General features: G+C 36.2%; 5 protein-coding genes. 1 reads left to right on the forward strand and 4 read right to left on the reverse strand.

What is annotated here, in order from left to right:
* On the forward strand, nucleotides 1-2234 hold a 2234-nt coding region (pbpC, locus tag RAO94_04540; GenBank protein ID MDP8321603.1), incomplete at its 5' end, for a penicillin-binding protein 1C.
* A gap of 108 nt (nucleotides 2235-2342) precedes the next feature.
* Here pbpC and RAO94_04545 read toward each other — a convergent pair.
* From RAO94_04545 to RAO94_04560, 4 genes are all read right to left on the reverse strand, one after another.
* Nucleotides 2343-6974: a S8 family serine peptidase gene (locus RAO94_04545; protein MDP8321604.1), complete on the reverse strand. Its 4632-nt coding sequence runs from the start codon at nucleotides 6972-6974 to the stop codon at nucleotides 2343-2345.
* Nucleotides 6975-7032: 58 nt separating this feature from the next.
* Nucleotides 7033-10152 carry a right-handed parallel beta-helix repeat-containing protein gene (locus RAO94_04550; GenBank protein MDP8321605.1) on the reverse strand — a complete coding sequence of 1040 codons (3120 nt, stop codon included), beginning with the start codon at nucleotides 10150-10152 and terminating at the stop codon, nucleotides 7033-7035.
* A 179-nt stretch (nucleotides 10153-10331) separates the two neighbouring features.
* Complete coding sequence (locus RAO94_04555; protein MDP8321606.1) at nucleotides 10332-10511, reverse strand: hypothetical protein; 180 nt, start codon at nucleotides 10509-10511, stop codon at nucleotides 10332-10334.
* Between the two features lie 597 nt (nucleotides 10512-11108).
* Nucleotides 11109-13886, reverse strand: coding sequence for a T9SS type A sorting domain-containing protein (locus RAO94_04560; GenBank protein MDP8321607.1), 2778 nt, complete (start codon nucleotides 13884-13886; stop codon nucleotides 11109-11111).
* Nucleotides 13887-15159: the final 1273 nt, after the last annotated feature.

Raw genomic sequence — 15159 nt, forward strand, 5'->3', positions numbered from 1 at the left:
CTGATGCGAGTAAGAAGCTTGATAATTATGGTAAAATCGTGCTGGATCGCCAGGGAAAGATATTGCGAGCATTTTTGAATGAGAATGAGCAGTGGTGTTTTGTACCTGGTAATGCTCAGATCCCGCCAAAACTTGAGAAGGCAGTGCTTTGCTTTGAAGACCGCTATTTTTATCAGCACCCGGGATTTAATCCTGTTTCCATTATTCAGGCAGTAAGCAGAAATATTAAAGCTGGCAAAGTGGTAAGCGGGGGCAGCACAATCACTATGCAGGTCTGTCGTCTGGCAAATCCGGGAGAGCGAACCCTGTATAAAAAACTAATGGAATTATTGCAGGCGGTCAAGCTGGAAATACTTTACACCAAAAAGGAGATACTGTCATTATATTTAAATAATGCACCTTATGGTGGAAATATTCTGGGAGTCAGAGCAGCAGCCTTGAAATATTTTGCTCGAGAACCTGCTCAATTATCATGGGCGGAAGCTGCACTCCTGGCTGTTTTACCAAATGCTCCTGCCCAGCTTTCACCAGGAAAAAATCAGCAGCTATTAATTGATAAACGCAATCGTCTGTTGCATAATTTGGCCAAAAAGGGTTATATTGATGAGATAACCTGTGAACTCAGTTGCCGGGAACCTGCGGTTGACAATAAACGCAATCTACCCTGCGAAGCACCCCATTTCACGCGGTATGCAGCAGCAAAGCAAAACTCGCCAGAGATAAGAACCACTCTTGATCTGCAACTGCAAAACATGATAGAAAGGACAATTAAATTTCAGGGTGGTTACTTGCATGAAAACGGAATAAGAAACCTGTCAGCACTGGTGGTTGATAATCAAAGTAGAGAGATCCTGGTCTGGATAGGTTCTCAGGATTTTTATGATGATGAGGCACAGGGGCAAATAGATGGAGTTCTTGCGGAGCGTTCACCCGGTTCAACCCTTAAGCCGTTTTTATACGCTTCGGCAATTGATGATGGATTGATCGTGCCTGAAACTATGCTGGCAGATGTGCCAAGCTATTATGGGGTATTTCAGCCGAAGAATGCCAGCAGGAAGTATGAGGGCTGGGTAACTGCCAATGAAGCTTTAGTGCGGTCATTGAATGTGCCGGCAGTTCGGCTTTTGAATCTATATGGTTTTGAAAGGTACTATTATTTTCTTAAAGATGCCGGGCTCACTACCTTATTCCGCACTGCTGAAGGTTATGGACTCACGCTGATAATTGGGGGTTGTGAAGTGAGAATGCCTGAGCTGGCAGCACTTTATTGCGGACTTGCCAACCAGGGCAGGTTTGCACCCTTATCTTACCTGAAAGATGAAGATAAAGCTAAACCAGTACAATTGATCAGTCCAGGTAGTTCCTGGCAGATATTGAACGTGATATCTGAATTAAAGCGTCCAGGAGCGGAATATTACTGGCATCAGTTTGATAATCAATGGAAATTAGCCTGGAAGACAGGCACCAGTTATGGTCATCGGGATGCCTGGGCAGTGGGGACTAACCCGCAATATACAATAGCCGTATGGGCTGGTAATTTCAATAATCAGAGTAATCCTATGCTTTCGGGTGCTTCCAGTGCAGGACCGCTACTTTTTGCCATATTCAATGCTTTGCCCAAGGATCCAGAGAAATACTGGTTTAAAATGCCCTTAAACGAGCTGGAAGAATGTGAGATATGTGCAGAAACAGGGTTTGCACCATCAAAATGGTGTGAGAAAGATACGATACTGGTTTCAAAACAGGCAAAGGCATTACGGTTTTGCAATTATCATCAGCCATTTCAGGTAACAAAAGATAGTAAAAATACGGTCTGCTCTAAATGCTGGAAGGGTATTGAGCATGAAACTAAAGCATATCTGGTTTATCCACCGCAAGTCAGGAAATATCTCAAATTAAATGGATATCCAGTTCAGGAAATTCCTCCTCATATTCCAGATTGTCCCACCAGATATAAAGCAAAATTGCAGATAGATTATCCTCAGCCGGGAGCAATGATCTTTCTGCCGCGTGATATTGACCTGCAGCAGCAGAGGCTGACTCCTCAGATTTCCGGATATGCACCAGAAACGAGATTATTCTGGTATCTTGATAATGAATTTGCAGGTAGTACTATCGGAAAGGAAAATATCTCTCTGCTGCCGGAAAATGGTTTTCATACTTTGAGTATTATTGATGAATCAGGTAATAGTGTATCCACTACATTTCAGATAAATGTATCGCAGGAAAAATAAAAAGGGCAGACATAAATGCCTGCCCTCGAATCATAAGTCACGAATCATAACTTCTCATTCTTCACTTCCCTACATTAGTAGCCTTGTGCGAAAGTTGGTCATATAATACTATTTCAGAAATAAAATTTTCTTGCTTATTGTATTCTTTTCATTGGATAAACGATAGAAATATACACCAGACCCAACTCTCTCATTTCTTTCATTAGTACCATCCCATATTGTGATATGTTTACCTTGAAGATAATTATCATTGATAAGAGTTTTCACTTTTTGACCTTTAATATTATAGACTGAGAGTTCAATATGACCATCTTGTGGTAAATAAAAAACAATATTAGTCTCCGGATTAAATGGGTTTGGATAATTCATAGAGGTTAACATTTCTGGTGAGGGAGGATTGTTATTTTCTATACTAATACCGGTTCTGATAGATGATAATAATTTTTGAGTTAACAGATCATGCTCTTTTTGGGAAGATGGAACTAAATTGCTCATTAGACCACTTGCCCTGTTTTCTGATTCCAGATAAGTATAACCAAGATCAATAACAGCATAACAGGAATCTTCATAGCTGGGATTATTCATTAGAATATCCTCATATATTCCTATTGCTTCATCAAAATCAGCTAATCTTCGATTTACTAAAGCTAAACAATTTATACAAGCTTTGATTAAGGTTTCTGAATTTGAATTAGATATTAATGAATTTATATATGATTCATAATATTCTAAATTGTCAAGTTCACTATAACAACTGAATAATGCAGAAATAGAAAAAATATCATTTTCCGAAACATTCTCGTCTTCCAATATTGAAATAAAATATGGTATTGCTACTACATATTCTTCATTATTAAAGAATTGCATTGCAGTTTCAAAATCAGTTACTTCATCATTTCTATATTGGTAATTCGTATTAGGAGATAAATCCCATATTTCGCACTCTAATGTTACAAGGTCATAGAACTTGGGGAGAAAATCTACAGGATAAGGGCTACCCCACCAATTTCCTCCAACATTTAAAGTTGGTGCACCTGGTGCTAGTATATTGTATATGTTCAGATTCTGATTATCAAAATCATTATGACCTTTATTCATAACTGGATAACATTTGTACAAATATAAACCATCATTATTGTTATATATTGCATTATTACCTAAACCTACACCCATATACATTACTGCTTCATGGAAATTCTCTAAACCATCAAATCCATTATTATAGATAAAATTTTCCGCCAATTTAACTGATCCATTATAAACTAATATACCAATATCATTGTCGTGAATTTTTGAGTTAAATATTCCATTGAGATCACTATCACTAATATTCACAGCAACATTGGCATTGCTGATGTTAGCATAATGCATTGATATATTACTATTATAATAAGTCTTTATACTCGTCCAGTATTGAGTTACATTATTCTTGCACATTCCTGTTATATAAATGGGTCTATCCACTGATCCCCGTATACTTAAATTTCCATAATTAACAATAGAGGAATATTCCTCAAATCTGATTTCAGTTCCTGGAACTAAGATGATTAAGTTATTATGTCTGAGTATATTTGTATCATGATCAATTATAGCATCATGTCTTATAGAAAGGTCAGTAGTTATATTTTGCGGAATACTTTGATAGTAAGAACCTGTATGTCGGGAATTTCCTCTTATCTGTTCATATTCAGAAATTGCATCAACCGGAAATCCTAAGGGATAAAGAAACAGTTTACCGTCAGTTGTCACGATTATAACCTCTTTATCATAGGTATTATTTATTTTACCAAGTCCGCAAGTAAAATAACTATCTGAATCATTTACCATTAACATACTTGGAAATCCATTGAATCCGAGTTGATGTTCTGACATAATAATTATATCTTGCTCTTTATCTGAATTGATATCGCATTTTAAATAGCACTCAGGTAAAATTGAGATGTGACTAAAACTATTGCTGACAGGGTTATAACTTTCCAAGGAATTTGTGTGTGGATTAATATAAGTTAGATCTAACCCATTTTCTTCCAAAGTATTATCACTTAGGCTCAATTTATTTGTTGTAGAAAAATCTCCAATTGGCCGTGATGCACAATCTGTCCAGGAATCTGAAATATAATTATAGTAATTAATCTCAATACTTCCAGTAGGTATGTCAGGATAATAATTACATGCTACTATATCTTTTTCACCATCCTCATTAATATCGCCAACTAATGTTTCATAATTATGATCAAAATCATGAAAATCAGATAAAAGATAATCTACAGTCCTATATAATACTAAGTCATTTTCTGAATTCATACCAAAAATTCCGAAATAAGCATCATCAATATTCTGTTCATTGTATTCAAGATCAAACGGTACGATAATTTCTTTCTTTGTATCTCCATTAACATCAGCTACAGATATTGCTGCTGAGATATGTTTTTCGCTTGAACAATAATTATAAATATCAAATTCATCATTAACATTATCATATTCTATTACTATTATGCCAGCAAAATTTGAACCTGCATATCTGTTTTTGACTATGATAATATCTAATTGCCCATCGCCTGTCACGTCTTCTATAACGACTGGATATTCAGGTCTTCCTGTAAAACCAACATTATCTAATACATCCACAATAACACCCTGATAATTCCAAATATATACATCACCATTTTTGTCAGCAGCTACAATTTCTTTAAAACCATCACTATTGATATCACCTACTGCTGGTGTACATTCGATTCTACCCATTGTTTCTGGTAAAGAGATTGTACCGGAATACTCTCGGTAGTAATAAATATCACCTAAGTTATTTTGAAGTTCAGATGGTACAGATGTCACAATAATATCATCAAGACCGTCCTGATCAATATCATCAATTACAATATCTGTGGCTACAATATAGTCAGCATTTTCAAAAATAACTGCATACGGAGTCAATGAAGGACTAATTGGCAACTCGAATTCAAAATCCATTTCAAAATCTATTTCATCATCACCATATTCTCCTGATAAATGTAGAGTAATTTCTACTGTTCTCGGATTATATCCCGATGTTTCTTCAATTTCTACACTACAGACCACAGTTTCTGTCTCTTCTATATCTCCCCAAACCATGGAATTTCCTCCTCCATTATAATTGAAGTTAATATATGCATCATCTGTCTCCAAAATACCGGTAACATTATCAGCATCTGCCCAAAGGTTCTTGATTGATATTCCAATTACTCCTTCACCTCCGCATTCAACTGGATTATCCCCCACATATTCATAGCCTTCATAGTTTATTATTGGATGTGGTGTTCCAAGTGCTTCTCCAGCATTGACTAATCCTGCGCCTATCATACCTTCATAATAAGTGTCCTTTGAAAAATCATAAGCAGTGATTTCCATTATGTATTCAAGATCCGATATATCCATTGTTCCTGCTTCCAATTGACTATAGTACTTTGCTATCATAAGAGAAAATACTCCACTGATAATTGGTGCCGCCATTGATGTTCCAGCCATAAAATCGTAATATGGATCAACACTCCAATGACCAAATGCCCATGATTGTTCACTTTGAGTACAGTGATATGTTGGTACTGTACTTATTATAGCACTATCTGAATGAGGTCCATTGGGACTTCCTACTCCTCCAGGTGCAGAAATATTTACCCATTCAGCATAATTTGAATATGTTGTCAGAGTAATACCATGACTCGGATGATTTGTTGCCGCCACAGTATATACATTATCAAGTGATGCCGGATATACTTCGAGATATTCAGGGATATAATCTCCATTATTTCCGGAAGCAGCTATTACCATAATATCTTTTTCTTCGTATAATAATGTTATTACTTCCTGCATATTTTGAAAATTCAGTAATTCATTTTGGGGAATATTATTGGGATTCAATGGTACGGTACCTAAACTCATATTTATTATTCTAGGCTGATTTGTTGTTAAGGAATATATATAATCCAGTGCATTCACAATATCTGAAGCATTCCCTCCTGCAGTTGAACCTAATACTTTAAAAGGATATATTTTCACATAATCATTCCAACCTGCTATAGAAGCTACACCACCATTTTCATCAGCACTAATCCAATTATTTGTTTCGGCAGCCAGTATCCCGGCGACATGCGTTCCATGACCATTATCGTCTATAAAATCTCCGGTATTCGTGAAATCCTCGCCAATTACATCATTATTTGCATCTCGTAAAAGCTGGTTTACCAAATCAGGATGTGTATAATCAATGCCGGTATCAAGAACTGCAACTATGATGTCTTCCGAAGGATTAACATTCTGGACTTCATCCCAGGCATCTTCCGCATTAATATCATTCAAATGCCAGTTGTAATCATTATAATAACCATCATTAGGAGCTATAAATGCCTTAATTACAATATCTTTGTAAGCACTGATCACCTTACTTTCTTGCTTAAATTCAGCAGTAACATCATCTTGATCAATAGAATCGGGAAAGCTGCACTTATAAGTATATTGTAAATTTGGAATATTCCCCGCAGCATACAGCCTTTCTAAATAATCAATTTCATAAGTCTCTGCTAAGTTATTGAACCATGCCTGATCGGTGATCACGGTAGTATCCATGCGTATAGTAATATTATTGAATGGTTCACTTGCCCGGAAGAGTATTTTGCCTTCCACGTACATCGAGTCCGGGAGATCAGCAAATAATATCACGCTTGATACTAATGCCAACAGTAAAAAAGTGATTTTTTTCATCATTCCTCCACTTTTAGTCTTTTATTAACTCAAAATCTCATATTTTGAGTTTTATTTTTTCTTACTTTATCATCACCATTCTGCCCGTTCTATTTACATTTCCACCTGATAATTTATATAGATAAACACCACTTGGCATTTCTCTGCCATTATCATCTTTTCCATCCCAAACCACCGAATAAATTTTACATTTTACATTTTCAATTTTAAATTCTCGAACGCGCTGCCCTTTTATATTATAAATATTCAACTCTGCGTTCCGCCAAGACGGATAAATCTCTGTGCCCTCTGTGGTGTAAAAAGAAATTGTTGTCTGGGGATTAAAGGGATTGGGATAATTCCACAGAAGTCTGATCGGCTGTTCGGGAATTTCGTTTTCATCATTATCCGATTGGTCATAATAAAATGCACCAATATCGCCTGTCGTACCGTCATGATCCATATATTCGGGAGCAGGATTCCCGGCATCGATTGCCGGTGAATTGCCTATTAGATGAAAATCATCATTTTCAGGATCAGCAAATAAAGGATTAAGAAAAAGATTATAATATGTATCACATGAGTCTCCATTTGCATTTTGGGTGGTAATGTCTCCGAATCCGTCCGGTATCTGCATTACAGCAGTCGTATCATTTTCCCAGAAAAGGTTATATTCAAGGCAGACAAGCTCTTCACAGGATGAAATTCCCATCTGATTTTCATAAATGATATTGTTGATGATTGAAAAATTATCATCTTCGATATTGATAATAGCCGACTGGTTATACGCTATGGTATTATTATAAATATCAATGAATGCATACCCTACATTTTCCGAAGTATAAATTCCTGCTGCTCCGTTTCCATAGATCAGATTATAAGCAACTTCAGTAGGAATATCGTAACTGCTAAGGTAACTGAAGTTTATTCCATGGTTCTGATTATTACATATCGTATTAGCATAGATCACGGGATACGTCGGAGACCTTGTATATATACCATTACTATTACCTGAAATATAATTATTACTGATCGTTACATCGGTTATAAATGCAGTACTTGAACCTACTTGAATACCATATCTAGTATTATTAGTAATAGTATTATTATCAATTACCAGTTCAGGACAATCATAAGCATTTATTCCATGATATTCGCAATTTGCAATGAGGCTGTTCACAACTTCAAGATTTGAATCATTATTCGATTGTATTCCGCTATAATAATAACAATTTCTTATCTCGCAATTATCCACATAAAGTTCACTGTCATAATCATTCATTAATCCGGTACCATTATTGGTTAACTGGCAATTTGTAATTTCGGTAGAGCTTTCGAAGTCATTTCTTAAAGCGGCATCATTATTCTCATAGAAGGTACTATCTATAACAGCTTCTGAGTTATACTCGCAGACTGTACCAATATGACAATTATAAATATTGCATCCATTTATATTAATAGAGGCAAAATTTATCACTTCAATTCCATGCATATTCGAGTTACATATCCTGCTGTTGCTGATATCCAGGCTGCTATGAGTATTGCATGAAATTCCGTTTTCATTATATTCGATATTACAAAAAGCTATTATGCTGTTTGAAGACGAATATCCCGTTATTTCTATCTTATCCCAGTCTGAAATTGCAGGTTCTGCCTTACCTGACGTAAAATATATTGAATCGGTTTCCGTACCCTCAGCCAGCAAGGTTCCGTATATCGTAAAAGAATAATGATCCATAAATCTGACCGTTACTCCAGGTTCAATGATCAAAGTATCTCCCATATTTACATAAATATCATCAAACACCGAATAGATATAATCATTACTCAAAACTCCGCTCAAACTTCCCATCAGTGCCTCTTCTTCAGGTATTACCTCTATATAATCCTCTTTCATAAAAGTATCTGAGCCATTTTCTCCATAAGCACTAAGCGTTACGGTATAATCACCACTGTTTTCATAAATATGCAGGGGATCGCATGCTGTACTCGTATCTCCATCTCCGAAATCCCAGAGATAAGTTTCTGCTCCATAAAGAGAAAGGTTGGTAAATTGCACTGCAAGTGGTGCCCCTCCTTGTAAAGGTTCTGCACTGAAATCTGCCAGAGGGATCAACGGTCCCTGCTGATAATACAAAGCTCCCAGGTCTGCAACCGTACCATCAGGATCAGTGTAATCATGACCGGGATTTCCGGCATCGATTGCCGGTGAAGATTCTGCAAGATGAAAGTCTCCATTTTCCGGATCAAGAAACTCCGGATCAAGGAACAGGTTATAATAAACATCGCATTCATCACCATTGGCATTTATTTCCGTCAATTCGCCAAATCCGGGTAATACATCTTCTGAAAGATCTACCGTATTCAGCCAGAATAGATTATAACCAACCGAAGAGGGAATTGATGTCTCATCAATATCAATGCCTGTTCCACTGGCATAAAAAATATTATTAAAAATAACGGGATCAGCGTTATCCTCAATAGAAATGCAAGTTTCATTATCAAGGAAATTATTTTGGCTCACAACAGGTACGGAATTTTCCTTGATAATAATTGCTATTCCCATGGTTGTCTTAATGACATTATTTGTAATTGTTGGTGATGAATTTTCAGTACAGTAAATCCCATATTCCTCATTGTCAGATAAATAATTATATCTGAATATTGCTTCTGAATTATTGCAGTAAATTCCCCAACTATTATTTACCAAGATATTATCATGAATCACTAAAAACAAAGAATTGTCATAGCACACTATTCCAGTATGATTATTTATGAATTTATTATTATAAATACCTGGAGAGGAATTTTCACATAATGCTCCTGCATTCGAATATTCTATAATTGTTTTTGTCAAAACACTATTTGAAGAGGGTTCTTCAATAAAGTTAATAGCATACCAGTCGCCTGTTGTTGGGTCAATTCTTCCTGAAGTGAAAAATATTGAATCGGATTCTGTTCCTACTGATAACAAACTTCCATAAATCTGAAATCGATGATAATCCATGAATTCAACCCGTACTCCGGGCTCAATCGTCAAAGTAATTCCTTCCGGCACTTCAATATCATCAATTACCTGATAAGGATTATTTTCCGGTGACCATACAGTATCCGATCCAATTATTCCTTCGACTTCTATTGCTGATAAATATCCGCAGCAAAACAAAATGATTATAAATAAAAGCCAGTAAATTCTTTTCATTGTTCAACTCCTTGTTAAACTATAACCCACCGTTTAATTTCACATTATATTGCCCATCACTGCCCTTAATCATACATCAATTATACGAAGTATCCCATTACTCGTGAGATAATCTCTAATTATATCTTTAATTTTCGTCAAGCAAAAAATAACATTTTGTGTTTAATTATTTGCAGTTATCATTTATTAATCACCATCCTGCCAGTTTCATTTTCATTTCCACTTGATAATTTATATATGTAAACCCTACTGGGCATTGCCCTGCCATTATCATCCTTTCCATCCCAGACAACTGTATTAATTCTACATTTTACATTTCTTGTCGAGCCGGAATTAGATGAATGCTGATCAATTTTCAATTAGCGAACTCGCTGTCCTTTGATATTATAGATATCTATTTTGGCATTATCCGTTATTGGTGTATCCAGTTCAAACGAGATTATTCTGGTATCTTAATGATGAATTTGTGGGCAGCAGCATCGGGAAAGAAAATATTTCTCTGCTGCTGTTGGAGTTAAGAATTAATCAAGAGTTGGGAGGGGGGGGGAATAAACGAAGATGAGAAGGCGTGAAGGGGCGAAAGTGCGATTTAATATAAGATAATGTAATGTAATCCAGAGCTGGGGAAGAATGAAGAGGGGAATTATTAAAAGTTAAATATAGGGTATGTATAACGGGAATCGTAAGTCGTTAGTTGTTAGTTGTTAATTGAGCTTGGAAAGCTGGTTTTTTTTAAAAGTTAAATATAGGGGTATGTATAACGGGAATCGTAAGTCGTTAGTTGTTAGTGGTGAAGAAGAATAATTGAATCAGCCATAGGCTGACAAGAATGTAAAATTAAATATAGGGGTATGTATATTCGGAAAAGGGGCATAAATGTTAGGAAATGCTGTAATTGACATAATAGCTGGTAGTTATGACCTAACATTTTCCTAACATTTCTAACATTTTGCTAACTATTTCAGGAGAACAACTTTTTGGGTTTTCTGCAATTCATCGCCAGTGAATTTGATAAGGTAAATACCGCTTTTCAATCCTGAAGCATCCCATTGCAGTGAATAATCTCCTTTATTTTGTGCTTTATTAATCAGCACATCAACTTTTTGTCCCTTGATATTAAATACTTCAATCTTCACATTCTCAAATTTGGTTATTTCATATTCAATAGTGGTCTCTGGATTAAAGGGATTGGGGTAGATCATTTTAACTGATGAAATAGCGGGGGTATCGTCACATAGATCAGCATCATTTTCGTTCTGCACCTGGTTGAAATAATATGCTCCCATATCGGCAATTGTATTGTCAGGATCATACGATGAATCAGGGTTACCGGTATCTATACAGGGTGATTTGGTGAGATCAGGCACTGGAAAGTTTAACCAGGTTAGATGGAAATCACCATTTAAAGCATCCGCAAATAGCGGGTCTGCATCAATATTCCCTATACCTGTAAAATCACCCTCAATATCTGAATAATTTACTATCTCGGTACCCGTGCTTGTAGCACTGACAATCTCATCAGGGGTATTATTCCAGGAAATACAATTCTGGATAGTGATATCTCCAGTATCATGATGAAATAGACCTCCTCCTTCATCAGTAGCCGTATTTTCAGAAATAGTGCAGTTTATGATCAAAGGATCAGAGTTTTTACAACAATATAAACCGCCACCTCTATCAGCGGTATTGTGAGTAATGGTGTTTTTTTGGAGAACAGGATCAGAGTTTTCCATAAATATTCCACCACCATGATAAGTGTTTCCATGTATGAGCCTTAAATTACTGATAGTAGATTCGCTGACATTAAGTATTGATAAAACGCTGGACTGCATTTCAGCATCCAGCACGGTATCTCCGTTTTCTGATCCATAAATGGACACGTATTCTGATCTATGTTCGATGGGAAAGGCTTCGCCTGTTTCAGAAGAACTGTAAACACCTTCTTCAATGAATATAGTGTGCTGGTTTTCGTTATCCGCATATATTCTGTTCAAGGCATATTGAATTGTCTGCAATGGGTCATCGGGAGTGAGACCAGAATTTGAATCATCACCCCAGGTGGCAACGTAGAGGTCGGCATTTACCAGATTTCCGGCATATCCATGCAGGATATCAAACTCGATATCTTCGATGGGGTATGCCTGGGTATCAGTGGGATACAGTACCGAAAAGGTATCCACAACAACTTCTAATTCGTAGATATATTCAAAATACAGATCATTACCGACATCTTCCGTCGATATATTAGAGTAAATATTACATCTGGATTCTCCGTCAAAGTCAATATCATCTCCTTCCCAATAAATTCCACCACCACGGTTAGCGTAATTTTCCCTGATAGTTACGTTTGTAAGAGAGATAGAAGATGGATAGCCGAAACCATTTGCAATTCCACCACCTGTATTTGCAGTATTATCACAGATCAGCCCATTGGTCAAACTGAGATTGTAATTGCTTTCTTCGCAGTATATGCCACCGCCACGTTCTTCTGCATGATTATTAGTAATAATCAGATTATTAAAACTTGAGCTTGAATAGTAGGCACCATAAATTCCACCTCCGTATTGGGCATTGCCATTAGTGATAGTCAGATTTTCCATAATGCCGTAATTGATATAAGCTGGATTACAAACCACGCCAGACCTTTCTTCGGCATCAAGAACGGTGGTATCAGCATTTTCACCTTGAATTGTCACATAGTCTTTGCCTAATACCGGCATGATATCTTCTGTGAGAGAATATGAATATGTGCCATTCGCTAAGTGGATTGTGCAGGGAGACTCTTCATCTGCCTCAATTTTAAGTATTGCAAAATATAATGATAATAAGGGTTCTTCAGGCACTAATCCACTATTACTATTAGAGCCGATTGGGCTAACATATAAGTCAGCATTAACCGGTTCCATTAGGGCATTATCTAGATTAAAGATAAGATTAGCGGCAGGATAGGCATAATAATCTGTAGGGTTCATCACCGTAAAAGTATCCACAAAAACTTCAATACTGGGTTGCGCAGATTCTAAATAGATATCAGTTCCCCAGGGAGCATTATTTAAAAAAATATTACAGGGTGATTCCTCATTAAAAATCAGAGTTGCATTATAATAACATAAAATCCCGCCACCACACCATCTTTCGGCAATATTTCTGGTAATAGTAACATTATTCAGTTCAGGAGAAGAATCGTACCAGCAGCTCAATCCTCCACCACAAGTTTGAGCGGAATTTTCGGTAATGGTCACATCGCTGATAATCGGTGAGGCATTTTCACAATATATTCCACCACCTGAATATCTTGCTCTATTATTTTTAATTATCAAATTTTGTAAACTCGGATTTGCATCCATAATACAGATGCCACCACCACTAAACGCTTCAGACCAGTTTGTAGAATAACCATTGGTAATGACAAATCCAGATAATACAGCGTCACTGCCTTCATTGCTTTCGAATATAACCACACTTCCATTATCATTCCCGTCTATTACGGTCTGTTCGATATAGGCAGGGTCTTGAGTTGTTAAAAATAAAGAACCGATTACGATGTTCATGCCACTGTAATCCAGGTTCTCAGTATAAATACCGGGTTGAACAAGAATTGTGTCATAATCTACTGCTGCATATATTCCCATCTGAATGGTTAGCTGGTCGTCCGGAATATTAATTACAGTTGGATACAGACTCATAAAACTGAATAAAATTAAACCAATAACAAAATAAAATGTCTTTCTCATTATATTCCTCCTTAGCCCTCGCTCAATGCATCCTTTTTTATATTAGCATAATTTTCTATGTAATCAAATAGATTATTTATACAGTGTCATACAACTCTGTTATTCAAAGTAATAAGCGTCATTGCCTTTTTCTCTGTCAAGGAAAATTAATTTTCACACATTCTTCACCTAAATGCTGCATATTATTCACTTAGATTAATCGTACTTGATTAAGTTCTTATTCAGTCAATCCGAGATGATTGAGCTACATTGAAAAGGATTATATTGGCAGGAAAGAATGTAATGTAAGATTTTTTAGCCGCGAACAAACCGAACAAACGCGAACAATTTTTAGTTTTTGCAACAGGCAAGCTCAGGGTTCTGGATGATAATCGGGGCAGGACTTTGGGGTGATCATAGTGGATTATCTGGTTATGTAGGAAATGTGATGTAAGATTTTTTACCACCATCCTTCGCATAAAGCTACGGCACGGCAGGCAGAGGGCACAGAGAACACAGAGAATGTAATGTAAGATTTTTTAGCCGCGAACAAACGCGAACAAACTGAAGAAGAATACATAATAGTACTCTCTAAGCAGGATCAGTGTTGAATTTAAGACGTAGCTTAATCTTTTAGATTAAGCAATTATTTAAATGATTAATCTAAAAGATTAATCTACGTTGTGGGTAATACCTTTCAAATAAAAATTAAAAAGTAGGGCATGTATATGTCAGAAAGTGCGAAAAGAGTGACTTTTGTTTGTAAAATAATATTACCTAATAAATTAAGCGGTCACTTTATGGTCACACTTTATTTCATAAGTGTATTATGTTAAATAATAGTGTGTTATGGGGATTGAATAATTAAAAATTGAAAATGTAAAATGTAAAATTAAGTGTGTAATGTAATCCTGGAGCGGAGGGGAGAAGTTGTGAAAATGAGAAGGGGCGAAAGTGTGAGAGCAATTGAAAATGTAATCAGCCATAGGCTGACAAGAATGTAAAATTAAGTATATAATGTAATCCTGGAGCGGAGGGGAGAAGTTGTGAAAATGAGAAGGGGCGAAAGTGTGAGAGCAATTGAAAATGTAATCAGCCATAGGCTGACAAGAATGTAAAATTAAGGGTGTAATGTAATCAGAGTTGGCGAATAAACGAGGGTACGAAGATGAGAAGATGAGAAGAAAACCTGGTTAGTATTTTATAAAAGTTAAATATAGGGGTATGTATATTCGGAAAAGGGGCAAAAATGTTACTTTTTGCTGTAACTGACATAATGGCTTATAGTTATAAG

This window comes from Candidatus Stygibacter australis, assembly GCA_030765845.1.
In the GTDB taxonomy this organism is placed as follows: domain Bacteria; phylum Cloacimonadota; class Cloacimonadia; order Cloacimonadales; family TCS61; genus Stygibacter; species Stygibacter australis.